The sequence below is a fragment of the Pseudomonas fluorescens genome, assembly GCF_902497855.1.
Lineage (GTDB): Bacteria > Pseudomonadota > Gammaproteobacteria > Pseudomonadales > Pseudomonadaceae > Aquipseudomonas > Aquipseudomonas fluorescens_BI.
Map to the genome: position 1 here is coordinate 92,584 of NZ_CABVHU010000002.1, position 23,045 is coordinate 115,628.

Genomic DNA, 23,045 nt, shown 5'->3' on the forward strand with positions numbered 1-23,045 from the left:
TTTGATGAGGTTTTAACAATGGCTGAACGTCTGAATAACGACTTCCAGTTCATCGATGTCGGGCGCAAGGATCCGAAGAAGAAACTGTTGCGTCAACGCAAGAAAGAGTTCGTGGAGATCTACGAACCCTTCAAACCCCAGCATTCGGCCGATCAGGCCCACCGCTGCCTGGGGTGCGGTAACCCGTATTGCGAATGGAAGTGCCCGGTGCACAACTTCATTCCGAACTGGCTGAAACTGGTGGCCGAGGGCAACATCCTCCAGGCTGCCGAGCTGTCGCACCAGACCAACACCCTGCCGGAAGTCTGCGGCCGGGTGTGCCCGCAGGATCGTCTGTGCGAGGGTGCCTGCACCCTCAACGACGGCTTCGGCGCGGTGACCATCGGTTCTGTGGAGAAGTACATCACTGACACCGCGTTCGCCATGGGCTGGCGCCCGGACATGTCCAAGGTCATACCGACCGGCAAGCGTGTTGCGGTGATCGGCGCCGGCCCTGCAGGCCTGGGCTGTGCCGACGTGCTGGTCCGCGGCGGCGTGACCCCGGTGGTGTTCGACAAGAACCCGGAAATCGGCGGTCTGCTGACCTTCGGCATCCCCGAGTTCAAGCTGGAAAAGACCGTGCTGAGCAATCGTCGCGAAGTCTTCACCGGCATGGGCATCGAGTTCCGCCTGAACACCGAAGTGGGCAAGGACGTGACCGTCGAGCAACTGCTCGAAGAATACGATGCCGTATTCATGGGCATGGGCACCTACACCTACATGAAGGGCGGCTTTGCCGGCGAGGACCTGCCGGGCGTGCATGACGCGCTGGACTTCCTGATCGCCAACGTCAATCGCAACCTGGGCTTTGAAAAGTCGCCGGAAGATTTCGTCGACATGAAGGGCAAGAAGGTCGTGGTGCTGGGTGGCGGCGACACGGCGATGGACTGCAACCGGACCTCGATTCGTCAGGGCGCCAAGTCGGTGACCTGTGCCTATCGTCGCGACGAAGCGAACATGCCGGGCTCGCGCAAAGAAGTGAAGAACGCCAAGGAAGAAGGCGTGAAATTCCTCTACAACCGCCAGCCAATCGCGATCGTCGGTGAAGACCGCGTCGAAGGCGTGAAGGTGGTCGAGACCCGTCTCGGCGAACCGGACGCCCGCGGCCGTCGCAGCCCCGAGCCGATCCCGGGCTCCGAAGAGATCATCCCGGCCGACGCCGTGGTCATCGCGTTCGGTTTCCGTCCGAGCCCGGCATCGTGGTTCGAACAGCACAGCATCCAGACCGACAGCCAGGGTCGCGTCGTGGCACCGGAGCAAGGTCAGTACAAGCACCAGACCAGCAACCCGAAAATCTTCGCCGGTGGCGACATGGTTCGCGGTTCTGACCTGGTGGTAACGGCGATCTTCGAAGGCCGCAACGCCGCCGAAGGGATCCTGGATTACCTGGGTGTGTAAACCCGCTTGATCAGCGTCGCTCCATTCGCGGGCAAGCCTCGCTCCTACAGGGATCACATAACCCTGTAGGAGCGAGGCTTGCCCGCGAAGAGGCCGGCCGAATCAACGCAGAATTAGCCGATGTAACCCGCGACAAATTGACCCGATAGACAAAAGGCTGACCTGCAACCGTGCCTTTTGCGTCGCGCTCTGAGAAAATGCCCGCACTTTTTTTCCGGATGCCGACATGACTGCCCTGAAGAACGACCGTTTCCTTCGCGCCCTGCTCAAGCAACCCGTAGACGTCACACCTGTGTGGATGATGCGTCAGGCCGGTCGCTACCTGCCTGAATACCGCGCCAGCCGTGCCAAGGCCGGCGACTTCATGAGCCTGTGCATGAACCCGGCGTTCGCTTGCGAAGTCACCATGCAGCCGCTCGACCGCTACCCACAACTGGACGCGGCGATCCTCTTCTCCGACATCCTCACCATCCCGGACGCCATGGGCCAAGGCCTGTACTTCGAAACCGGCGAAGGTCCGCGCTTCAGGAAAGTCGTCAGCACGATGGCCGACATCGAAGCCCTGCCGATCCCTGATCCGCACAAAGACCTCGGCTATGTCATGGACGCGGTCAGCACTATCCGCCGCGAACTGAACGGCCGCGTGCCGCTGATCGGCTTTGCCGGCAGCCCATGGACCCTGGCCACCTACATGGTCGAAGGCGGCTCGTCGAAAGACTACCGCAAGACCAAAACCATGCTCTACGACAACCCGCAAGCCTTGCACCTGCTGCTGGACAAACTCGCGCAGACGGTCACCAGCTACCTCAACGGCCAGATCATGGCCGGCGCGCAAGCGGTGCAAATCTTCGACAGCTGGGGTGGCAGCCTTTCGGCGGCGGCGTACCAGGAGTTCTCCCTGGCCTACATGCGCAAAATCGTCAGCGGCCTGATCCGCGAACACGAAGGGCGCAAGGTGCCGGTCATCCTGTTCACCAAGAACGGCGGCCTGTGGCTGGAAAGCATCGCCGACGCTGGCGCCGATGCGCTGGGGCTGGACTGGACGTGCGACATCGGCAGCGCCCGTGATCGTGTCGGCAGCAAAGTCGCCCTGCAAGGCAACATGGACCCGACCGTGCTCTACGCCAAGCCTGAAGCCATTCGTACTGAAGTCGGGCGGATTCTCGCCAGCTACGGCAAGGGCAGCGGCCACGTGTTCAACCTCGGTCATGGCATCACGCCGGAAGTCGATCCGGAACACGCCGGTGCGTTCTTGCGCGCGGTGCATGAGTTGTCGGCGCACTATCACGAATAACGGTAACTGACGTTATTTAAAAGCCTGTCCGGACCTGTGCCGGACAGGCTTTTTTGTGCGCTGTTGAAATGATTCCTACCTGGAGTGCTGCTGTCCGTAAGAATGTTTTCGCTTTGTATCAGATAGATGAATACAGAGACCTTTCCCGCGCCATGTGAAGAATTGCCCTACATAGAAATTACCTCCATCCCAGTAAGGTTCCAGCCCCGAGCCCGGTGCAGTCAGCGCTGAGCGATATCGCATCCATTGGCGTTGTACGTGCGCCTTAACATCGATAAGTAGTCTGGAATCCATCATGAAATTCAATTTCGAAAAGAGCAGTGCGTTAACCACGTGCACTTCTTCAATGATCCTGTTATCGGCAATGCTGGCCTCACAAACCGTTTCCGCTCACGGCTATCTGGAAGTGCCTCCTTCGCGGGCTCTGCTGTGCCAAAAAGGCGTGAACACCCACTGTGGTGGCGCGCAATACGAACCGCAAAGCGTCGGTGAAACCTTCAAAGGCTTCCCGGCAGGCGTTGGCGGCGCTCCTTTGCAGGGGCCGGTCGATGGCAAGATCGCCAGTGGCGGTCACTCGTTGTTCTCCGCGCTGGACGCTCAGTCCGCCACCCGTTGGCAGCTGACCGAAATCAAGGATCGCAACATCGATTTCCAATGGACCTACACCGCCGTTCACCCCGCGACCAAGCACGAATATTTCATTACCCGCGACGGCTGGAATCCGAACGAAGCGCTGAAACGCGCTACCTTCGAAAGCACGCCGTTCTGCACCGTCGAGGGTGGCAACCAAAAGCCGACTAACGGCGATAAGCACAGCTGCACCCTCCCGGACGACAAGTCCGGCCACCATGTCATCCTTGGGGTCTGGACGGTTGGTGATACCGATGCGGCGTTCTATAACCCGGCCGACGTGAACATCCTTGCCGAGCCATCGTTGCCAGGCGGCTGGTCTTCCGTTGGTGGCATCGCAGCGGCGACCCCATTGCTGGTCGATGACAAGGTCAAGGCCCGCGCATTCACGGCCAATGGTGAAAGCCCGCAGTACAGCGTCGAAATCTCCATCGACAATGCCGAGGAAGGTTCGCCAAACAACTGGGCATTCAAGCTGGCTGAAAAAATCAACGCGACCCACACCCTCGTCCGCGCCGGTGTTCGTAATGAGCACGGCAACATCGAGCCCGTGAAAGGAACAACCAACCGCCTGTACGCACAAAAAGACAGCGGTGTCACACGCTACGAAGTGCAGCTGGACATGAAGGAAGATGCCGCAGCTCGCCTGTCGGTGGCTTCGCAGCAAGCCGAATACGTGCTTGATAAAGGCCGCGCCAAAGTCGATTTCAGCATTATTTCCAATCGCAAAATGAACGTCGAAGCGACCCTGTTCGATCAGAAAAACAAGCCGGTCGGCACTGTCTCGGCGCAAGTGGATAGCGGCCCTGCGTCGCTCTCCATGGATGTGCGCAGCAACCCTGAAATTCATACCCTGACGCTGGTCGGCACCACCCTGGACGGCCGAACCACTCGCCAGGATACCCAGCCCACCCACATGACCGGTGAAGGCGCGGGCGTCGAATATGACTTCGTGTTCCCCGAAGGCCTCAGCGACTACACCGCCGGCACCAAGGTCCTGCAACCCAAGACCGATGAAGTCTTCGAATGCAAACCGTTCCCCGAGTCGGGTTACTGCAAGCAATACACCCCTACCGCCACCGGATTTGAACCAGGCGTCGGTGCTCACTGGCACTCGGCGTGGAACAAACTCTAAGCCCTGCGTGTAACACTTCAGGCGGTTTTTGACCGACCGCCTGAAGCTTTCTTCCTCTGCTGAAATCGAGTTAAAGATGACTGTTTCGGGTTACTCCAGACAACGCATTTGGCTGCACGGGTTGTCGGCGGCTGTCATCACGACTTGGCATGAGCGACTCGTGAAATTTTCGCCGGTGATGATGGCAGGGCTCGGGCTACGCCTGGGCAAAGCTTGCCTTCTGATTTTGCCAATCGGCTACGGGGCATTTCTGGCGTGGCAAGAATGGAGCTATCGGGCAAGCCTGGCTTCGCCTTTGCCCAACGTTACAACGGCACTCACGACACAACCTTCCCCTTTACCCATTGATCCGACAGCGGTCGCAACCGTGCTCGGCCTGACGGCTGAGACCACGCTGTTGCCCAGCGCTGAACCCTTGACCTTGCAAGCGAGTTTTGTCTTGGGCACTGGTTTGTCCAAGGCGCTGCTGGCCGACTCCCAAGGCTCGCGAATTTACCTGGTGGGCGAACGCTTGCCTGGCGGCAGCGTCCTGCGCCGGGTCGAGTCGAACCACGTGGTGCTGTGGAACAAGGGCCGGGAAGAACTATTGATGTTGCAGCGATCTGCCGCGCGTTTGCTGCGCAGGTTCGAATCGCCAACCGACCCGCAAAAAACCACTGTTTCCTCGCGTTATCTACGCCCGCTATCCGGCCAGTCAGAGTGATCACCTCCATGAACAGCTTCGTTGGTGCGTACGCCCTGCGCTCCATGTCTCTTCTCGTTGTTTTGGCCGTTGCGCTGTTCCATGGCGCGCTTGGGGCCGCAGAAGAAAAATGGCAGCTGGCGATGAACAACGCCGAATTGCGCGATATCGTCGAAGAATTTTCCAGCATTCTGGGGACCACCGTGGTGCTCGATCCCAGGGTGTCCGGACGTATCACCGTGATGTCCCATCAAGCCCTGGACCGCGAGGGGGTTCGCCGGTTGTTTTACTCGGTGCTCGACGCCCACAACTTTACGGTGATCGACGAGGGCGACCGGATCCTGATTACCCCGGTGACGGAAGCCAAGACCCGGGCTGGCCAAGGCACTGTGAAGAACGCTACGGCCTCGCAGTTTGTCACCCGCGTCATCGAACTCAATACCAGCAGCGCCGCCGATATCGCCGGGCTGGTGCGGCCGCTGGTGTCGGCCAATGGGTATGTCGGCCCGTCGGTGTCGGCCAATGCGTTGGTCGTCACTGACACGGCCGCCAATGTGAAACGTGTCGATCGGGTGGTCCGGGAGCTGGATTCCGGACAGAACAACCTGCATGCCGTGGTGCAACTGCGTCATGCCGAAGCCGCAGACATGGCTCCGGTCATTGAAGCGTCCCTGGGCAAGCGCAACGCCGACTCGGCGATCCAGGTCCTGACCGATGCCAGGACCAACCGCCTGATCTTCATCGGCCCCTCGGCGGTTCGCCAACGTCTGGTCGACCTGGCGGGCCGTCTCGACATCCCGGCCACGGCGGCCCTGGACACGGCGCGGGTGATCCGGCTGCGCCACAGCGATGCCAAGCAATTGGCCGAAGTACTGGAGACGATGGGGCAGGGCAGAAAACAGGCACCGGCCCTGGCCGGCGCCAAGGACACCGCATCTGGCACGACCTTTATGATCAAGGCCGACGAAAGCCAGAATGCACTGGTGGTGATCGCCGAGTCGGCGCAACTCAGGACCATCGAAAACATTGTGCGCCAACTGGACCAGCCTCGGGCGCAGGTGCTTATCCATGCCGCCATCGTCGAGATCTCCGGGGACATTGCCGAAGCCGTGGGTGTTCAGTGGAGCGTGAGTACCGGTGACGCCAAGGGTTTTATCAACTTCCCCGGAACCGACATCCCGATCGTCGGCGGGCTGAATTTCGACGAGAAAAAAGCGGCGCCGGAAGGTGCGTTTCTGCAGTTGGGCGGTGACCGGTTCGGCGCGTTGATTTCAGCCCTGGCCAGCAACACGCGCAGCAACCTGCTCTCCACGCCGAGCCTGCTGACCCTCGACAATCAGGAAGCGGAAATCATCGTCGGCCAGAACGTGCCCTTCAAGACCGGCTCCTACGCCACCAACAGCAACGGCGCAGACAACCCGTTTACCACCGTCGAACGCAAGGACGTGGGCATCAGCCTGAAGATCAAGCCCTACATCAACGACGGTTCGACGTTGCGGCTGGAGGTCGAGCAAGAGGTGTCGGACGTCGCGCCCTCGGTGTCGGGCATCGACTCCTCGGACCTGATCACCAACAAGCGTGCACTCAAGAGCACTATTCTGGCCAACGATGGCGAGATCATCGTGATCGGCGGCCTGATCCGCGACAGCGTGCGCACGCAAAGAAGCGGGGTGCCGCTGCTGCGCGACATTCCCTACCTGGGCGCGCTGTTTCGCTGGAGCCGCGACACCCAGACCAAAAGCAATCTGATGGTCTTCCTGCGGCCTACCATCGTTCGCAGCAAGGAAGACCTGGTCAATATCAGCCAGCAGCGCTACGACGCGCTGCGCGACCTGAGCCAACCGGGCGCGGGGCAGAACAACTCGCTGCTGCTGCCGGCAGAGTCTCGGCAGTTGTTCGAGCCGGTAACCGACGCGCCAGTGATCGATTTGCGCAAGTCAGCGCCGGTGGCGCCATGACCCGCCCGACTGATCCCGGCGAGCAATTGCCCTTTGGTTTCGCCCGGCGATTTGGCGTGCTGCTGGAACGCGAAGGAACTGATGTAAGCCTGGCCCTGCGTGCCGATACACCGCTCACAGCCCTGGCGGAAGCGCGCCGGGTGTGCGGCCGGGACCTGCCGGTGCGACTGCTGGAACCCAGTGTGTTTGCTGCGCGCCTGGCGGCGGCCTACCGCGAAGGCCAGAGCGCGGCCGAGCAGGTCGCCCAGGGGCTGGACGAAGAACTGGACCTGCTCAGCCTGGTGGATCAAGTGCCGCAGGCTGCCGATCTGCTGGAGCAGCAGGGCGATGCGCCGATCATTCGCCTGATCAACGCACTGCTCAGCGAAGCGGTGCGTGAACACGCGTCGGATGTGCACCTGGAAACCTTCGAGCACACGCTGTCGGTGCGCATGCGGGTCGACGGGCAACTGCGGGAAATGCTCCGGCCAAGGCGTGAACTGGCGTCGCTGCTGGTGTCGCGGATCAAGGTCATGGCGCGCCTGGATATTGCTGAAAAACGCGTCCCTCAGGACGGTCGGATGGCCCTGCGGCTGGCCGGGCATGAAGTCGACGTGCGGGTCTCGACCCTGCCCTCGGCCCACGGCGAACGCGTGGTGCTGCGTCTGCTCGACAAACAGGCCGGGCGCCTGGAGTTGGCGCGACTGGGCATGCCGCACGACACCCTCGCATCCCTGCGCCAACTGTTGGGCAAACCGCACGGCCAACGTTTGGGGCTCGATGCTGCAGCACCACCGCCACTGTTCAGCGCTGTGGGGTGCGAGCAGTGTCAGCACGGTTATCGCGGACGTATCGGGATCTACGAACTGATCAGCGTGACGCCCGCGGTGTCGGCTCTGATTCACCAGGGCGCCGGCGAGCAGGCATTGGCCGACGAGACGCGCAAAGTGTCCCGCAGCCTGTTCCAGGACGGTCGCCAACGGGTGCTGGACGGCTTGACCAGCCTCGACGAGTTATTGCGTGTGACCCAGGAGGGCTAGCCGGTGCCGACTTTCGACTATCGTGCTGACGATGCCCGGGGTCGCCCGTGCAAGGGCCGACTGGAAGCCGACAGCCCTCGTCATGCCCGGCAACTGATGCGTGAGCGAGGTTTGTGGCCACGCACCTTGCGAGCAGTGGGGGCGGGCGACGGCGCCAATCCGCAGCCTCGTGGCGGGCGACTGAAATCGGCGGAGCTGGCGCTCCTGACCTTGCAGCTGTCGACGCTTGTCCAGGCCGGCCTGCCCCTGGAAGAAGCACTCGAAGCCGTGGCGAAACAGAGTGCCCGGCGCAGGGTTGCCGGTTTGTTATCGGCGGTCAGGAGCCGGGTGATGGAAGGCCATGCCCTGGCAACGGCGCTGGGTCAGTTTCCCAAGGCATTCCCCGAATTGTTCCGCGCCACCGTCGCGGCCGGGGAACGTTCCGGTCACCTGGGCCATGTGCTGGAGCAATTGGCGGCCTACACCCAGGCCCGCCAGGCTTCGCGGCAAAAAATCCAGATGGCCTTGGTGTACCCGTTGATCCTGATGTTGGCCAGTGTGGCGATCGTCGGCTTTCTGCTGGGTTACGTAGTGCCGGACGTGGTGAAGATTTTCGTCGACAGCGGCCAGCCGCTGCCCTGGCTGACCCGGGCGCTGATCGGCCTGAGCGATGCCCTGCGCAACCATGGCCTGTTGTTGACCGGAGCGCTTGCGTCCTTGGTGGGGCTCTGGCGCTGGAGCCTGCGCCAGCCGACCTCGCGCCTGCGCTGGCACCATCTGGTATTGAACATCCCGTTGATCGGTGAAGTGTTGCGGGCGATGGAAGCGGCGCGGTTCGCCAGCACCCTGGCCATTCTCGGCAAGAGCGCGGTGCCCTTGGTGGACGCGCTGGAAATCGCCGCCGCCGTCATCGGCAACCTGACCATCCGCGCGCGGATGGTCGATGTGGCCCGCTCGGTCCGCGAAGGCGGCACCCTGACCCGCGGCCTGGAGCAGAGCGGCGACATCCCGCCGATGATGCTGCACATGATCGCCAGCGGCGAACGGGCGGGCGAGCTCGATCGCATGCTGGCCCGCGCCGCCGAACAACAGGAAAGCAGCCTGGCCGCGCGCATCGCCCTGGTGGTGAGCCTGTTCGAGCCGGCCATGCTGGTGCTGATGGGCGGCGTGGTGCTGCTGATCGTCATGGCCATCCTCCTCCCGATCCTGAGCCTCAACCAATTGGTGAACTGACCCATGCAACCTGCACGCAAAAACGCTCCTGCCGCCCAGCGCGGTTTTACCCTGATCGAAATCATGGTGGTGGTGGTCATCATCGGCATCCTGGGGGCCATCGTGGTGCCGCAGTTCATGAGCCGTCCGGATCAGGCCAAGGCCACCGCCGCCAGAGTCGACATCCAAGCGATCTCTACGGCGCTGGAAATGTATCGCCTCGACAATTTCCATTACCCCTCGACTCAGCAAGGCCTGGACGCCTTGGTCAAGCGCCCTTCAGGCACGCCGGCAGCGCGGTTCTGGAACCCGCAGGGTTACCTCAAAAGCCTGCCTGTGGACCCTTGGGGCGGGCCCTATCAATACCTCAATCCGGGCGTGCGGTCGGCCGACGGCAGTTTCGACTTGTACTCCCTGGGTTCCGACGGCATGGCGGGAGGCGAAGGGCATGCGGCAGACATCGGCAACTGGGGTGGTTGACGGATGCGACGCCATTGCCGGGGGTTTACCTTGCTCGAACTGATGATCGTGATCGTATTGATCGGCGTGCTGCTGGGCATGGTGAGCTTTGCCGCAGGGCCGAATCCGGTGCGCCAGGCCCGGCAGGAAGCGGACGCCATGGTGCAAATGATCCACCAGTTGCGTGAACGGGCGGTACTCGCAGGCCAGGAGCATGGCCTGCGGCTGAGCGTCGACGGCTATCGGGCGATGCGGCTCGATGGTCGAGGCTGGGAGCCGGTGACGTCCTTGTATCGATGGCCCGAAAACCTGCGGCCGCGGCTTGAACAGGACGGGCATCCTGTCCGCCTCGGTGCCGACGAGGGGCCGCCGCAGCTGTTGATGCTCAGCAGCGACGAGACCAGTGCCTTCACCCTGACCTTCGCCAGCCAGGACGCGACCTGGCTGAGTCTGTCCAGTGACGGCATAGGAGACCCTGCGATCGATGGCTAGTCGGCGGTTTGGCGCGGGCATGGGCGGGTTCACCTTGCTGGAAATCATGGTGGCCCTGGCAATCTTTGCGACCCTGGCGGCGGCCGTCCTGTCCGCCAGCCAGTACGTGGTGAAGCAAACCGGCGGGGTTGAAGAGCGACTTTTCGCGGCATGGCTGGCGGATAACCGCTTGAATGAACTGCGCCTGCAACCCGGGGTGGCCGTCGGACAACAGCAACAGGTCGTGCACATGGATCGTCGCGACTGGTTGCTGCGTCAGCACATCAGTGTCGCGAGCGACCCGCGCCTGCTCCAGGTCGGGATTGACGTCAGCCTTTCCGGTCGCGAGCAAACCTTGCACCGAGCCAGCGGCTGGATATCTGATCGTCATGAGTAACCAGAGCGGGTTCACCTTGCTCGAGCTGGTGATCGCCATGGCGATTTTCGCGTTGCTGGGGCTGGCCAGTTGGGGGCTGTTCGATGGCGTGGTGCGTGTGCAGCAGGGCACGCGTGCGCACGAACGTGAGTTCAGAAGCCTGCAATGGGCGATTGCGACGATCGAGCGGGATCTGCTGCACATCACCGAGCAGCCCGTGGTGCTTGCGCAAACACGGTTGCAGTGGCAACGCAGCAACTGGCGTAACACGCTGGACCAGCCCCGTAGCGAGCGCCAGGCGCTGACCTATCGTCTCGACGACGGTGCGCTGTGGCGCGACAGCCAAGGGGAGGGCTCGCCGGTCGTACAGCGACAAAAATTGCTCGACGATGTTCGCACCTTGAGCTGGCGGCTGTTCGATGGCCAGTCCGGCTGGCGCAGTGACTGGCCGACCGGGCAGGGGGTAAAAGCGCCATTGGCGGTGGAAGTGCAATTGTCGGCGGGGCGTTTCGAGTCGATCCGTCGGGTGTTGCTATTGCCGGGGGCGCTGCCATGAACGGGCGGCAACGGGGCATCGCATTGATCAGCGTATTGCTGGTCATGAGCCTGGCGCTGCTGATAACAAGTGGCTTGCTGCACAGCCACCGTTTGTTGCTGCAAAGCAGCGGACAACAATTGCAGCAGCTGCACCTGCGTCAACTCGGTGTGGCCGGGGAAACCTGGGCTTTGTTGCTGTTGCAGGACGTCGCGCGGGATCCGCAAAAAACCGTCGACCTGACCCAGGACTGGGCCCGATTGGCCCCCGGTTTCGACATTGAAGACACGCAGGTTCAGGTGGATATCGAGGACTTGGCCGGGCGCTTCAATCTCAATGCATTGTTGACCCAGGGACAGGTCGACCAGGTCACCCTCAACCGTTGGGCACGCCTGTTGGCCTTGCTCGAACTGCCACCGCTGGAGCTGAGTCAGGTGGGCGTGCTGCGGGAGCTGAGCCAGCTGCGCCTGCTACCGGGTATCGATGGGCAAGTGCTGCGACAACTGGAGCCCTGGGTGGCGTTGTTACCCAAGGACGCCGCGCTGAACATCAATACTGCACCGGCATTGGTGTTGCGCACGCTCGATGGCCTGGAAGCCCCGACCGCCGAAGCCTTGGTCCGTCAGCGCTCGACGAGCGCCTGGGCCAGTGTCCAGGCCTTTACCCAGGACCCGTTGCTGTCCGCAGCGGGTCTGAGCAGTCACGGCCTTGGCGTCAGCAGCCGCTGGTACCGCATCACGGTTCAGGTCACCCGGGGGCAAAGCAGTCTGCGGCTGGCCACTGACGTCGAGCGCGACCCCGATGCTCGCCAACTGAACATCCTGCAAAGACGTTTACTTCCTTCAATTGCCCACGAGATGCCGCGATGAACACCTGGCTATACCTGACTGCCGAAGGCCTGGCCGCACCGTCGGCCGATTGGCCCTGCTGTGTGTGGTCCTCCACGGGCCAACGCCAGCCCCTGTCATTGCATCAAGCTGCGCAGGCACTGAACGGTCAGGCGGTCGATGTGCTGCTGCCCATGGAATCCTGCAGCTGGGTACGCAGCGATCCGTGGCCCTCCAGGCGCCAGCCCGGTGCGCAGGCCGTTGCGTTTGCGGTTGAGGATCAACTGAGCGAAGCATTGGAGGTTCTGCACTTGAGTGTCGGTGCTCGCGACCGTGAAGGACGCTACCCGGTGATGGTGATCGACCGGGAGCTATTTGCCAGGGTACTCGGGCTGCTGGCCGAGTCTGGCATTGCGGTGCGTTCAGTCTTCGTCGATGCCGACGTGTTGCCCGGGGCTCGGGCGTCGGGTGTGTGGTGGTTCGGTCGATGGCTGTTGGGCGGCGGGATGCCGGCGCGGGTAGCCGTGTCGGACGACAGTTTGACCTTGCTCAGGACGGCGTTTCCTTCGGACATTCAATGGTTCGACGAGCGTCAGGACTCGGTCGATGTCGATCAATGGTTGGCAACCCGTCCCTCCCAGGCCATCGACCTGCTGCAGGGGAAATTTGCCCCGCGCGCAAAACCTCTGCCCTGGCGCCTGGGTGGATTGGCGCTGCTGATGCTGTTGATGCTGAGCTGGGGCGCTACTGAAATGCGCATCCGTTTCCTGGATAACGAAACCCGCCAGCTCTATGCCCGCAGCGAACAACGGTTCATGGCGCTTTACCCTGAGCAGAGCCGCATCGTCGACCTGGCAGCGCAGCTCAAAGCACTTCAGAGCCAAGGCACGCAGCCGCAGGACACGCAGACCGCGCGCCTGGTCAATCTGATCGAACAGGTCATCGGCGCCAGCCACGTCGACGTCCAGCGCATCGAGTTCAGCGAAGGCAGCGGCTGGAAAATCCAGCTGACTGCCAACAGCTTCGCCGAGCTTGAGCAGTTGCGCGAGCGCGGGCGACAGCAAGGCGTGCCCGTCAGGCTCGACAGTGCGAGCAAAGAAGGCAATGGGGTGCGGGCGACCCTGATAGTGGAGAAAGACGCATGAAGGCAGCCTGGCAACGCATGTCCACCCGCGAACAACGGCTGGTGTCGGCCATGGGTGTTTTCATTCTGGCCGCCCTGGCAGTCACTCTGATCTGGCAGCCGGCCCGCCAGCGGCTTGAGACAGTAGAGCGTCAGTATCAGCAGCAACTGACCCTGGCGGCGCAACTGCAACAGGCGCAGCCCCGGGGCAACATTCCCGTCGCCACGGCCCAGCCGTTGTCGCTGCGCGCCAGCGAAAGCGTTGCGGCAGCGGGGCTCGAACTGCACCAGATGGACACCGACAACGACCTGCTGCGCCTGACCCTCAGCGGCGACGCCAGGGCTTTGCTGCAATGGCTGGACCGTACCGAGCGCGACGGCGTCGCCCTGCAATCGCTGACCCTGGAAAAGCGCGACGCCGTACTCGAAGCGCGGGCAGTGCTCAGGTAGGCGAGCTGCTCCCCGGGAGCAGCGGCAGGCGCGCCAGTTTCAACGCAATCAGCAACGCCACCACCAGCAACGCGCCGATAAGCAGGTAACGTGTTTTCAGCGGCCGAGTAGTTGTTCGGCGTAACGGGCGATGACGTGGTCGAAGGCTTTTTGATCGTGGATCTCGGCAGAGCGAATTGCAGCAACAAGGCGGGTCAGCTCTTCATCGCTGGCCTGTGTGATGAAATCGTGATCGAACAATCGTCGAATTATGTTCTGACGACGATGGTTGAGGTAAGCAATGTCTAGCGCCAGCACCTCAATCATCTTCGTTGCCGGCAAATCATCAGAATTTGTCGGTTGGATTTCGCCCGTGCGTAAATAACGGAAACGTAGTTCGCATTGAGCATCCATGGGAGAAATGTAATGCGCTTCATCAAACCAGTTGCCCTTGCGATGGCCGCAGTGCAATGGATTGCCGGGCTTTGTCTCACGTAGGCAGGAGGCATGGAGGTTTTGATACTCCAGTGCCAGTTCCTCATAATGCTCTTGAGGTTTGAAATGTTCTATATGACTGCTCTCAGCATCCGTTTCCCTGCCGCAGTAGCAACAAAAAAAACCTTGCTCGAGCAACAAGCTGTTATGCAGTTCCCGTTTTTGCGGGTTTTGCAGCGTTGGATAAGTGGGGCTCCACTCGGCATTTGCCGAGTTTTTCCATTCTGTAAATGAAGCGGGTTCAGTTCCTTTGAATACTCGTTTCATCTACCGAGGATCTCCTTGCGCCTGATCAACGCCTCGGCTCCCATAAACTCCGGAAGATCAGGAGCCTTCTTCTTCAACGACTCAAGTTGCGTTTTCGCCTTTTTGAGGTCGTTGTCCTCAATGGTAGAGAAAAGCTCTGAAAGCAGTTTTTCAATCTCAGGCTCACGTTGCGCAACGTCCATGACTTCTTCAAGTACGCTGCTGGAGTCCAGGCCGTAGGTAACCCGTGGGTGGGACGCATCGCCGTCGTTCAACACAATGACTTCTTCGGGTTTCAAGCTGCCGATGATTTGTGGTGAATGGCTGGCAGCGATGAACTGGACTTTGGGAAATGCCTTCTTCAACGCCGGGACGATGCTACGCTGCCAGGCTGGATGAAGATGGATATCCAATTCATCGATGATGACCACACCTGGAGTTTTTTTCAGGACGTCCTTGCCCATGTGCGGATTGAGAATACACATGCGGCGGGCGATATCGGCAAAGAGAGCGACCATGCCACGTTGGCCGTCACTCAGTTCGTTGAACGGAATTGTCTTGTGTTCGTCGATATCGATTAACAAGCTTTGCAGTCTTAGGTCATAGCGCAAGTTTTGTGCTTTGGGTATCGCGCATTCGATAGCACCGTTGACCCAGGCGAGTTCGTCGTCGAACTCTGTCGATGTCGATTTTGTATCAAGCAAATTCTGCATTCGTTCAAGCGTTTTACCAATCAACCAGCTTTCGAATTCGCTCAGGTCTGCTACGGCATCGAACCAGTTCAGGTAGCCGTCGAAGCGCGATACTCGATGCTTTGCAGCAGACTCGGCAGACACCCCTGTGCCTTGCCAGCGCCGATTGGATCGATAGAACACTAGTACGGGTAAATCGACCTCCACGGCCAAGTTTATTTGTTTCCTTATTTTGTCTATTTGAGTGCCAAAACCCGAGTCCACGAGATGTGGAAAGCTTTCTCCATCTCGCTTCATCATCCACTCTGTGGCTTCGAACACATTCCCCATGCCATGCACGAGTAAAGGGTACTGGCGTTCGTAACGGCTACGGCCATCCAAACGGTCTATGACAAAACGGATGTCTTCATTTTTCAGGGAGATCTCGGCAGGCTTCATCGCGTTGCCGAGTTCGATGAATGAAACAGCAACCGCCTGCAGCAACGATGTCTTTCCGCTTCCATTAACCCCCACCACCAGATTGAAACCCGGCTGAAAGTCGAAAGTGGCATCTTCGTAGCAACGAAAATTCTGAATGTGAAGACGGTCCAGGCGCATTCTGGCTTCCCTTTACCAAGACTGACGGATGTCGTCAGTGTACCTTGGCTCGGGATTACCGCTAGGGCGCAGTTGTGGCTAAACCTGTGCGGCGCCTGGCAGTAGCGGCAGCTTTGAGAGTTTTAACGCGACCAGCAACGCCACCACCAGCAACGCACCGATAAACAGCCCGATCCCGTTCCACCCTCCCAGATGCCAGAACACCCCACCCGCCGTGCCGGCAATGCTCGAGCCGGCGTAATAGCTGAACAGGTACAGCGACGACGCCTGCCCCTTGGCCTTGAGTGCGCGACGGCCGATCCAGCTGCTGGCCACCGAATGGGCGCCGAAGAAGCCGAAGGTGAAAATCAGCATGCCGACGATCACCACCGGCAATGGCGTGAACAGGGTCAGGGCCAGGCCGGCAATCATCAGCACGATGGTGGCCCAGAGCATTTTGCGCCGGCCGAGTTTGTCGGCCAAGGCGCCGACCTTCGCCGAGCTGTAGATGCCCGACAGGTACACCACCGAGAGCAGCCCGACAAAGGCCTGATCCAGGTGATACGGCCCGGCCAGCAAGCGATAACCGATGTAGTTGAACAGGGTGACGAACGCGCCCATCAACACAAAGGCTTCGAGGAACAACAGCGGCAGGCCGGCATCGCGAAAGTGCATGGTGAAGCCGTCCAGCAAGCTGCGCGGGTGCAATGAGCGAGGACGGAAGTTGCGTGACTCGGGGAGAATCTTCCAGAACACCGCTGCCGCGATCAGCGCCAGGCCGCCGATCACCAGCATCGCCGCGTGCCAGCTGATGAAGTCGATCAACACCCCGGTAATCAAGCGTCCGCTCATCCCGCCAATCGCGTTGCCGGCGATGTACAGGCCCATGGCCAGGCCGATGTGCTGCGGGTGGATCTCCTCGCTCAGGTAAGTCATGGCCACCGCGGCCAGACCGCTCAATGACAGCCCGATCAGCGCGCGCATGAGCAACACGCCGTGCCAGCTCGGCATCATGGAGCTGGCGATGGTGCACAGCGCCGCCGCGAACAATGCCGCAACCATGACCGGTTTGCGTCCGATGCGGTCGGAGAGGGGCCCGGTGATCAACAAGCCGATGGCGAGCATGCCAGTGGCCACCGACAGGATCAGGCTGCTTTGGGCCGCGTTGATGGCGTACTCGTGGGACAGCAGCGGCATCATCGGTTGCACGCAGTACAGCAGGGCGAAGGTCGCGAAGCCGCCAGAGAACAGTGCCAGCACCGTGCGCATGAACAGCGGCGTGCCTTTTTCGATGTAAATGTCCTTCACCTGCGCGACGACGTCGACCTGCACGGCGGGCGGAATTTCATGGGCGAGTGGAGCGACAGCAGTTTTCACTTCAGACCTCGGAGAGCGCAGCCGGTCAGGCAATGGAAAAAGCATATAGCTGCCTAATGATTCAATCCAATATATTGTTCGACCTGTTTGAGAGGTTTTACGACCTATTGGAGTTTTCATGGAATTGCGTCACCTGCGCTACTTCATCGCCGTTGCCGAAGAACTGCATTTCGGCCGCGCTGCCCAAGTGCTAGGCATCTCCCAACCACCGTTGAGTCAGCAGATCCAGGCGCTGGAACAGGAAGTGGGCGCACGGCTGTTCGAACGTACCAATCGTCGGGTCGAGCTGAGTGAGGCCGGTCGATTGTTTCTGGAAGAGGCGCGATTGATCTTGGCGCAGGTGGATAAAGCGACGAATGTTGCTCGGCGAGCGCAGCTGGGTGAGCTGGGTGAACTGAAGATTGGCTTTACCTCGTCTGCGCCATTCAACTCGACGATCCCTCAGGCAATCTTTTCCTTTCGCCAGCAGTTTCCGGCAGTGCACTTGAACCTGCGGGAAATGAGCAGTACCCAGGTGGCCGTCGCCCTGGTGGACGAATCGATCGAAGTCGGGATCATGAGGCCCCTGAGTCTGCCGGACTCACTCAGCATGGTGGAACTGATGCGCGAGCCACTGGTGGCTGTCCTCAGCTCCAAGCATCCGTTGGTGGCCGGTAGCGAAGAAGGATTATTCCTCTCGGCCCTGGCTCACGAACCCTTCGTATTTTTCCCCCGCAGTTACGGCAGCGGTCTGTACGCACAATTGCTCAGCCTGGCCCGGGATGCCGGCTTCAGTCCGCACTTTGCGCAAGAGGCGGGAGAGGCTATGACCATCATCGGTTTGGTCGCGGCGGGGTTGGGGGTATCGGTGCTGCCGGCGTCTTATCAGCGGATGCGCATTGATGGTGTGGTCTATCGGCCGTTGCTGGATCCCGCGGCAGTGTCGGCGGTGTGGCTGGTGCAGCGCAAGGATCAGAAGTCGCCGATGGCGAAGGCGTTTATTGAGTTGCTGATGCGCAAGGTCGAACCTCTCAAGCCATGACGGCTTCGCCGTCAATCGCGGGCAAGCCCGCGAAGGCGCCCGCAAGAACACCAAAAAAGGGGCAGTTGTCCATGACGATGAAGTATTGACCCTTATAGGAAGATATATCGCGTGCTGTAGGGCATTTCCGAAGTAATTTGGAGAGGCTACAGCACCTTGCGGCATTACCTACAACTACGCCAGAATCCGCCGGCTTGTGCGCCTTGGGGGTCGTCGGTAACTTGATTCGCGTCACTGATTCCCAGTGATCGGGTTTAGTAGCCCGGTGTTTTCCAGGGCGTATAGCGCATCAGACAGTCAGGTACCCCATCCCTGCACTTTATGGTGGCTGTGCGTAGGGCGCTCTCGGGCGCGCCGGCTTCCTGGATTCCCGGTCTACTAACCTGCGTACAGCTACCACCTCTTGATTAGTAGCTCGATGGTGGTCGCCCTGACATTGGTATCCAGGAATGCTCAAATCGACTACAAGTTCACCGGACACTGATCCGTCCACCTTATCCGAATCAACCGATCCAGAAGCGCGCGCCGAAGCCGCCGACAGCGCGGCGCCCATCAACCCTGTGCAACGCGTACCCAGCGAAATTTTCGTCATCGCGCCAGGCATCGACAATCAAACCCTTCTGGAATACGCCTGCGAATCCCTGGCATCAGCGAATGTCATGGCCAGTGATTTCGCGAGATATCTGAAGGGATCGCAGTGCAACACACTGCTGGGGATTCAGCAGTCGATCATGCTGGGAGAGCTGGCCGTGAATCGGGTGCTGGATAACCTTGATCCACCCTAGTTGGCCCTGGCTCGCGTGCAATGACTCCGGTTGCGATGGATATTCCCCGAAAGGGGCTTGTGAGACTCTGAGGATCCTGGGCAACCAGCCATCGCAGAGCCAGGCAGGTTAAGGGCGATGACAAGCCGACCTGTTTGTGAAGGGGCGCCGAAAGGCGCCCTTTGTCGTTGTGGTGTTACTGGAAACGTTGAACGACCAGATTACGCCCACCGCCGAAAAACCAGCGACGTATTAACCCCGCCAAACGCAAAATTATTATTCATCACATACTGATTGCTCATCTGCCGAAACTCGCCGCGCAGGTAATCGAGCTTGCCGCAGTTCGGGTCGACCTCGTCCAGGTTGAAGGTGTGCACGTACAGGTCGCGGTTCATCATTTCGATGCTGAACCAGGACTCCAGCGCACCGCAGGCGCCCAGGGTGTGGCCGAGGAAGCTCTTTTGCGAGCTGATGGGCATGTGTTCGCCGAACAGGCTGCTGGTGGCCAGGGTTTCAGCGATGTCGCCCTGTTCGGTGGCCGTGCCATGACCGTTCACGTAGCCGATGTCCGAAGGCTGCAAGCCGGCGTCTTCCAGGGCCAGCTCCATGGCCCGGCGCATGGTGGACTGCTCTGGACGGGTGGCGTGCTGGCCATCGGCGTTGCTGCCGAAACCAACGAGTTCGGCGTGGATATGCGCGCCGCGGGCCAGGGCGTGTTCCAGTTCTTCGAGTACCAGCATGCCAGCGCCTTCACCGATCACCAGGCCATCGCGTCCGGTGTCATACGGGCGCGGGCTGGTTTGCGGGGCATCGTTTTTCAGGCTGGTGGCGTAGAGCGCATCGAACACCATGGCCTCGGTGGGGCACAGCTCTTCGGCGCCACCGGCGAGCATCAGCGGCAGGCGCCCGAATTTGACCGACTCGTAGGCATAGCCGATGCCCTGGCTGCCGCTGGTGCAGGCGCTGGAGGTCGGAATCAGGCGCCCGGTCAGGCCGAAGAAGATGCTGATGTTCGCCGCGGTGGTGTGCGGCATCATCCGTACGTAGGAGTTGGCGTTCAGGCCTTCGGCCACCGAGTTGAGCAGCATGTTGCCGAAGGCCTTGATCTCGTCGGTGCTGCCGGTGGACGAGCCACACGCCACGCCCATGCGCCCGTCCTTGATCAATGGGTTGCCCAGCAATCCGGCGTCGGCCAACGCTTGCTCGGCAGCACCCACGGCAAGCCGCGAGACGCGGCCCATGCTGCGCAGTTGCTTGCGGGTCCAGTGACTCGGCACCTTGAAGTCATCGATAGGCCCGGCCAGGCGCGTGTTGAGTTCGGTGAAGCGATCCCACTCGTCCATCCGGCGGATACCGCTGCGGTTGGCCGCGAAGTTGCCGGCGATGGTCGCCCAATCGCTGCCCAGTGACGTGATGCCGGCCATGCCGGTGACGACGACGCGCTTCATCAGCACAGGCCTCCATTGACGGCCAGGACTTGCCGGGTGATGTACGAGGCTTCCGCCGACATCAGGAAATTCACTGCGCCGGCCACTTCTTCAGGCGTGCCCATGCGTTGTGCGGGGATCATTTTCATCAGGTCTTCCACCGGCACGTTTTCGTCGAGCATTGCGGTGTCTATCAGGCCGGGTGCGACACAGTTGACGGTGATTTTGCGCTTGCCGAGCTCGATCGCCAATGCCTTCGCCGCGCCGATCAGACCGGCCTTGGAAGCGCTGTAGTTGACCTGGCCACGGTTACCGATCAATCCGGACACCGAGGTGATACAGACAATGCGCCCGGCGGCACGACGACGAATCATCGGCATCATCACCGGGTGCAGCACGTTGTAGAAACCGTCGAGGTTGGTGCGCATCACCACATCCCAATCATCCTCGCTCAGGGCCGGAAAAGCACCGTCGCGGGTCAGGCCGGCGTTCAGCACCACGCCGTAATAGGCGCCGTGGGTTTCCACGTCGGCCTCGAGAGCGGCTTTGCAACCGGCGCGATCGGACACGTCAAATTGCAGGATGCGCGCCGTGCGTCCCAGGGCCTCGACCTCGGCTTTCACCGCGCTGGCGTCGGTCAGGCCGCTGCGGCAATGCAATACGATGTCATGCCCGGCTTGAGCCAGGCGCAACGCGATGGCGCGGCCGATGCCACGGCTGGAACCGGTGACCAGTATGGATTCAGTCATGACTGGACTCCTTGGGGTTCATGAAGATAGTGGGCGGCCTGAGGCGGGCGGAACACGTTCAGACGCGCGGTGGCGTGAATGCCGGGAGCATGAATGTGGCATTCGAACACGCCCATGCCGTTGTCGTCCTCCAGCGAGCGCAGCCCGTGGATGGTCAGCTCGGTGCCGGCGGGAAAATGTTCGACGTTGCATTCGAATTTACGCGTGCCGAGCAGGAATCCCAGGGCCACCGCATCGCCGCGCTGGCGCGCATGGCAGCCGGCATAGGCGGCAACGCTCTGGGCCATCAGTTCGATACCGACCCAGGCCGGCAGGCTGCCGTCGGGACAGCTGAACAGGCCATTTGGCCTGACGGTGAGGCGAGTGTGAATCTGCTCGTCATCGAACGACAGGATCTGTTCGATCAGGATCATGTCGCCCGCATGAGGCAGCAGTTCGGCGAGCGGCCAGTCAATCATGGGGCGTCTCCGATAATCAGGCTGACGTTATTGCCACCGAAGGCAAAGGAGTTGCTCATCAGGTAGCGAGGTGCAATGGACGTCAGTCGATCGGCCGGGGTCACCCACTTCAGGGCCGGCAAGTCGGGGTCAGGCTGGCCATCCCAGATATGGGGCGGCAGGGCGTGCCCGCGGTTCTCGATGCTCAGGCTCAGCCAGCAGAACGCCGCTTCCAGGGCGCCGGCAGCGCCCAGGGTGTGGCCGGTCATCGGTTTGGTCGAGGAGCAGGGTACGCCATGGGGGAACAGCGCTGTCACCGCCAGGCTTTCCATGGCGTCGTTGTGTTGGGTGGCGGTGCCGTGCAGGTTGAGGTAATCGATCTGCCCGGGTTGCAGGTTGGCGCGGCTCAAGGCTTTGCGCATGGCTTGCAAGGCACCGCGACCGGTCGGCTCCGGCGCGGAAATGTGGTGTGCGTCGGAGCTGGCGCCGCTGCCCAGCAGGGCAATCGGCTGGTTGTCGCCTGCACGTTTAGTCATCAGAAACAGCACTGCCGCTTCGCCGATGTTGATGCCGTTCCGGTTGACCGAGAACGGATTGCAGCGTTGCCCGGATACCGCTTCCAGTGCCGAAAACCCGTTGAGGGTCAGTTTGCACAACGTGTCGACACCGCCGCACAACACGGCATCGCAAAGGCCCAGGTCCAACAGGCGCTGGGCACTCATCAGCGCCCGGGCGCTGGAGGTGCAGGCGGTGGAAATCACGTAGGCCGGGCCACTCAATTGCAGCCAGTCGGCGAGGAAGTTCGCCGGGGCGCCGAGTTCCTGCTGCTGATAGTCGTAACCGGCAGGGAACTCATGCTCACGAATGTAATGCGCCAGGCCCTGGCTGGCTTCGTCGATGCCCGAAGTACTGGTGCCCAGAACGACACCGATACGGTCGCGGCCACAGGTCTGGATCGCCTGGTCGATGTCGTCGCGAATCTGCAGCGCGGCTTGCATCAGCAATTGATTGTTGCGACTGCTTTGCTCGGCCAGCTCAGGTGGGATCGGCGGCAACTCGGCGTGTACGGCCGCCACCGGCAACGAGCGCTCCGCCACCCAGCCCGCCTCGTTGCGCATGCCGGAGCAGTCGCCGGCAAACAGGTTGCGGGCGACTTCGTGCTTGTCGCGGCCCAGGGCGCAAACCACCCCGAGGGCGTTCAGATAAGCCGTCATGGCGCCTCCCCGTTGAGGGGCGTGACTTGATAAATCGGGCCTTTGGGCAGGTTCAATTCAAAGCTCATCGGTTGTGAATAACGGACGTCCCAGCGCGAGGGCAGGGAGCGTTGCGAACCATGTTGCCAGGCCGCAGGGTAGTTGCCCGAGAGTTCTTCTTTGGGCGTCAGCGCAAACAGCAGCGCGGCGAACAGTTCCCGCGCTTGCGGATTGGGTGGCAACAGACCGTCCGACTGCCACTCGCCGTCGACCAGTTTCTGGCGTGCCTGGGGAATGCCTAACAAGTCCATCATCGACCAGCGAATGCCAGGGTCTTCACGCTGGATCACCAGCACCCAGTCCTGACGTTGGCCGGCCTCGAGTCGCTGGATGTGCAATTGCAGCGGCAGCGCCAGGTTCGGGATTTGCTCGGGCAATGGTGCCCGACTGGTGCAGGCGCTCAGCAGCAGGACTGCGCCGAGTAGCAGCAATCGCATCAACA

General features: G+C 61.1%; 24 protein-coding genes. 16 read left to right on the forward strand and 8 right to left on the reverse strand.

Annotated elements, in window-relative coordinates; all coding sequences use genetic code 11:
* The first annotated feature begins 18 nt into the window (after positions 1 to 18).
* The 14 genes from F8N96_RS05365 (at position 19) to gspM (ending at position 13,587) form a co-directional block, all read left to right on the forward strand.
* Positions 19 to 1,437, forward strand: coding sequence for an FAD-dependent oxidoreductase (locus F8N96_RS05365; protein ID WP_008149580.1), 1,419 nt, complete (start codon positions 19 to 21; stop codon positions 1,435 to 1,437).
* Positions 1,438 to 1,663: 226 nt separating this feature from the next.
* A complete protein-coding gene (hemE, locus tag F8N96_RS05370) occupies positions 1,664 to 2,731 on the forward strand; it encodes a uroporphyrinogen decarboxylase (RefSeq protein ID WP_150796932.1) in 1,068 nt (355 codons plus the stop codon).
* Between the two features lie 295 nt (positions 2,732 to 3,026).
* Positions 3,027 to 4,496: an N-acetylglucosamine-binding protein GbpA gene (gene gbpA, locus F8N96_RS05375; RefSeq protein WP_150796933.1), complete on the forward strand. Its 1,470-nt coding sequence runs from the start codon at positions 3,027 to 3,029 to the stop codon at positions 4,494 to 4,496.
* 28 nt (positions 4,497 to 4,524) lie between these two features.
* Positions 4,525 to 5,199: a type II secretion system protein N gene (locus tag F8N96_RS05380; RefSeq protein ID WP_318187367.1), complete on the forward strand. Its 675-nt coding sequence runs from the start codon at positions 4,525 to 4,527 to the stop codon at positions 5,197 to 5,199.
* Between the two features lie 8 nt (positions 5,200 to 5,207).
* Positions 5,208 to 7,136, forward strand: a complete 1,929-nt coding sequence (gene gspD / locus F8N96_RS05385) for a type II secretion system secretin GspD (RefSeq protein WP_150796934.1) — start codon at positions 5,208 to 5,210, stop codon at positions 7,134 to 7,136.
* Complete coding sequence (locus tag F8N96_RS05390) at positions 7,133 to 8,155, forward strand: GspE/PulE family protein (protein WP_150796935.1); 1,023 nt, start codon at positions 7,133 to 7,135, stop codon at positions 8,153 to 8,155. The genes gspD and F8N96_RS05390 overlap by 4 nt, the downstream gene beginning before the upstream one ends.
* 3 nt (positions 8,156 to 8,158) lie before the next feature.
* Positions 8,159 to 9,367 (forward strand): type II secretion system inner membrane protein GspF, encoded by a 1,209-nt coding sequence (gene gspF, locus F8N96_RS05395; protein ID WP_150796936.1) that lies wholly within the window; start codon positions 8,159 to 8,161, stop codon positions 9,365 to 9,367.
* 3 nt (positions 9,368 to 9,370) lie between these two features.
* The gene (gene gspG, locus F8N96_RS05400) at positions 9,371 to 9,826 is read left to right on the forward strand and encodes a type II secretion system major pseudopilin GspG (protein ID WP_150796937.1); all 456 of its coding nucleotides are present in this window, start codon (positions 9,371 to 9,373) and stop codon (positions 9,824 to 9,826) included.
* Between the two features lie 3 nt (positions 9,827 to 9,829).
* Positions 9,830 to 10,297 carry a type II secretion system minor pseudopilin GspH gene (gene gspH, locus F8N96_RS05405; protein ID WP_150796938.1) on the forward strand — a complete coding sequence of 156 codons (468 nt, stop codon included), beginning with the start codon at positions 9,830 to 9,832 and terminating at the stop codon, positions 10,295 to 10,297.
* Complete coding sequence (gene gspI / locus F8N96_RS05410; RefSeq protein WP_150796939.1) at positions 10,290 to 10,673, forward strand: type II secretion system minor pseudopilin GspI; 384 nt, start codon at positions 10,290 to 10,292, stop codon at positions 10,671 to 10,673. The genes gspH and gspI overlap by 8 nt, the downstream gene beginning before the upstream one ends.
* Positions 10,666 to 11,208 carry a type II secretion system protein GspJ gene (locus tag F8N96_RS05415; RefSeq protein ID WP_150796940.1) on the forward strand — a complete coding sequence of 181 codons (543 nt, stop codon included), beginning with the start codon at positions 10,666 to 10,668 and terminating at the stop codon, positions 11,206 to 11,208. Before gspI ends, F8N96_RS05415 begins: the two co-directional genes overlap by 8 nt.
* On the forward strand, positions 11,205 to 12,056 hold the full coding sequence (locus F8N96_RS05420; protein ID WP_150796941.1) for a type II secretion system protein GspK: 852 nt from the start codon (positions 11,205 to 11,207) through the stop codon (positions 12,054 to 12,056). The genes F8N96_RS05415 and F8N96_RS05420 overlap by 4 nt, the downstream gene beginning before the upstream one ends.
* A complete protein-coding gene (gspL, locus tag F8N96_RS05425) occupies positions 12,053 to 13,159 on the forward strand; it encodes a type II secretion system protein GspL (RefSeq protein ID WP_150796942.1) in 1,107 nt (368 codons plus the stop codon). Before F8N96_RS05420 ends, gspL begins: the two co-directional genes overlap by 4 nt.
* Positions 13,156 to 13,587, forward strand: a complete 432-nt coding sequence (gene gspM, locus F8N96_RS05430) for a type II secretion system protein GspM (RefSeq protein WP_150796943.1) — start codon at positions 13,156 to 13,158, stop codon at positions 13,585 to 13,587. The genes gspL and gspM overlap by 4 nt, the downstream gene beginning before the upstream one ends.
* A 96-nt stretch (positions 13,588 to 13,683) precedes the next feature.
* Here gspM and F8N96_RS05435 read toward each other — a convergent pair whose 3' ends face one another.
* The 3 genes from F8N96_RS05435 to F8N96_RS05445 form a co-directional block, all read right to left on the reverse strand.
* Entirely contained in the window at positions 13,684 to 14,328 is a 645-nt protein-coding gene (locus F8N96_RS05435; RefSeq protein WP_150796944.1) for a retron system putative HNH endonuclease, read from the reverse strand.
* The gene (locus tag F8N96_RS05440) at positions 14,325 to 15,596 is read right to left on the reverse strand and encodes an AAA family ATPase (protein WP_150796945.1); all 1,272 of its coding nucleotides are present in this window, start codon (positions 15,594 to 15,596) and stop codon (positions 14,325 to 14,327) included. The genes F8N96_RS05435 and F8N96_RS05440 overlap by 4 nt, the downstream gene beginning before the upstream one ends.
* Positions 15,597 to 15,674: 78 nt before the next feature.
* Entirely contained in the window at positions 15,675 to 16,919 is a 1,245-nt protein-coding gene (locus tag F8N96_RS05445) for an MFS transporter (RefSeq protein ID WP_412071805.1), read from the reverse strand.
* Positions 16,920 to 17,070: 151 nt separating this feature from the next.
* Here F8N96_RS05445 and F8N96_RS05450 point away from each other — a divergent pair, with 151 nt between their 5' ends.
* Positions 17,071 to 17,973, forward strand: coding sequence for a LysR family transcriptional regulator (locus F8N96_RS05450; protein WP_150796947.1), 903 nt, complete (start codon positions 17,071 to 17,073; stop codon positions 17,971 to 17,973).
* Positions 17,974 to 18,422: 449 nt separating this feature from the next.
* Positions 18,423 to 18,758, forward strand: coding sequence for a DUF6124 family protein (locus F8N96_RS05455; RefSeq protein ID WP_191635337.1), 336 nt, complete (start codon positions 18,423 to 18,425; stop codon positions 18,756 to 18,758).
* Positions 18,759 to 18,958: 200 nt separating this feature from the next.
* Here F8N96_RS05455 and F8N96_RS05460 read toward each other — a convergent pair whose 3' ends face one another.
* The 5 genes from F8N96_RS05460 to F8N96_RS05480 are packed head-to-tail and all read right to left on the reverse strand — an operon-like array spanning position 18,959 to position 23,043.
* The gene (locus tag F8N96_RS05460) at positions 18,959 to 20,185 is read right to left on the reverse strand and encodes a beta-ketoacyl-ACP synthase (protein ID WP_150796948.1); all 1,227 of its coding nucleotides are present in this window, start codon (positions 20,183 to 20,185) and stop codon (positions 18,959 to 18,961) included.
* A complete protein-coding gene (gene fabG, locus F8N96_RS05465; protein ID WP_150796949.1) occupies positions 20,185 to 20,913 on the reverse strand; it encodes a 3-oxoacyl-ACP reductase FabG in 729 nt (242 codons plus the stop codon). Before fabG ends, F8N96_RS05460 begins: the two co-directional genes overlap by 1 nt.
* A complete protein-coding gene (locus F8N96_RS05470; RefSeq protein WP_150763431.1) occupies positions 20,910 to 21,371 on the reverse strand; it encodes a hotdog family protein in 462 nt (153 codons plus the stop codon). The genes fabG and F8N96_RS05470 overlap by 4 nt, the downstream gene beginning before the upstream one ends.
* Entirely contained in the window at positions 21,368 to 22,564 is a 1,197-nt protein-coding gene (locus F8N96_RS05475; protein WP_150796950.1) for a beta-ketoacyl-[acyl-carrier-protein] synthase family protein, read from the reverse strand. The genes F8N96_RS05470 and F8N96_RS05475 overlap by 4 nt, the downstream gene beginning before the upstream one ends.
* A complete protein-coding gene (locus F8N96_RS05480; RefSeq protein WP_150797275.1) occupies positions 22,561 to 23,043 on the reverse strand; it encodes a hypothetical protein in 483 nt (160 codons plus the stop codon). Before F8N96_RS05480 ends, F8N96_RS05475 begins: the two co-directional genes overlap by 4 nt.
* Between the last annotated feature and the right edge of the window lie 2 nt (positions 23,044 to 23,045).

Bases quoted from the DNA above. Each gene is read 5' to 3' on its own strand.
- F8N96_RS05365 (WP_008149580.1), top strand. From the start codon at position 19: ATGGCTGAACGTCTGAATAACGACTTCCAGTTCATCGATGTCGGGCGC.
- hemE (WP_150796932.1), top strand. From the start codon at position 1,664: ATGACTGCCCTGAAGAACGACCGTTTCCTTCGCGCCCTGCTCAAGCAA.
- gbpA (WP_150796933.1), top strand. From the start codon at position 3,027: ATGAAATTCAATTTCGAAAAGAGCAGTGCGTTAACCACGTGCACTTCT.
- gspD (WP_150796934.1), top strand. From the start codon at position 5,208: ATGAACAGCTTCGTTGGTGCGTACGCCCTGCGCTCCATGTCTCTTCTC.
- F8N96_RS05390 (WP_150796935.1), top strand. From the start codon at position 7,133: ATGACCCGCCCGACTGATCCCGGCGAGCAATTGCCCTTTGGTTTCGCC.
- gspG (WP_150796937.1), top strand. From the start codon at position 9,371: ATGCAACCTGCACGCAAAAACGCTCCTGCCGCCCAGCGCGGTTTTACC.
- gspH (WP_150796938.1), top strand. From the start codon at position 9,830: ATGCGACGCCATTGCCGGGGGTTTACCTTGCTCGAACTGATGATCGTG.
- gspI (WP_150796939.1), top strand. From the start codon at position 10,290: ATGGCTAGTCGGCGGTTTGGCGCGGGCATGGGCGGGTTCACCTTGCTG.
- F8N96_RS05415 (WP_150796940.1), top strand. From the start codon at position 10,666: ATGAGTAACCAGAGCGGGTTCACCTTGCTCGAGCTGGTGATCGCCATG.
- F8N96_RS05420 (WP_150796941.1), top strand. From the start codon at position 11,205: ATGAACGGGCGGCAACGGGGCATCGCATTGATCAGCGTATTGCTGGTC.
- gspL (WP_150796942.1), top strand. From the start codon at position 12,053: ATGAACACCTGGCTATACCTGACTGCCGAAGGCCTGGCCGCACCGTCG.
- gspM (WP_150796943.1), top strand. From the start codon at position 13,156: ATGAAGGCAGCCTGGCAACGCATGTCCACCCGCGAACAACGGCTGGTG.
- F8N96_RS05435 (WP_150796944.1), bottom strand. From the start codon at position 14,328: ATGAAACGAGTATTCAAAGGAACTGAACCCGCTTCATTTACAGAATGG.
- F8N96_RS05440 (WP_150796945.1), bottom strand. From the start codon at position 15,596: ATGCGCCTGGACCGTCTTCACATTCAGAATTTTCGTTGCTACGAAGAT.
- F8N96_RS05450 (WP_150796947.1), top strand. From the start codon at position 17,071: ATGGAATTGCGTCACCTGCGCTACTTCATCGCCGTTGCCGAAGAACTG.
- F8N96_RS05455 (WP_191635337.1), top strand. From the start codon at position 18,423: ATGCTCAAATCGACTACAAGTTCACCGGACACTGATCCGTCCACCTTA.
- F8N96_RS05460 (WP_150796948.1), bottom strand. From the start codon at position 20,185: ATGAAGCGCGTCGTCGTCACCGGCATGGCCGGCATCACGTCACTGGGC.
- fabG (WP_150796949.1), bottom strand. From the start codon at position 20,913: ATGACTGAATCCATACTGGTCACCGGTTCCAGCCGTGGCATCGGCCGC.
- F8N96_RS05470 (WP_150763431.1), bottom strand. From the start codon at position 21,371: ATGATTGACTGGCCGCTCGCCGAACTGCTGCCTCATGCGGGCGACATG.
- F8N96_RS05475 (WP_150796950.1), bottom strand. From the start codon at position 22,564: ATGACGGCTTATCTGAACGCCCTCGGGGTGGTTTGCGCCCTGGGCCGC.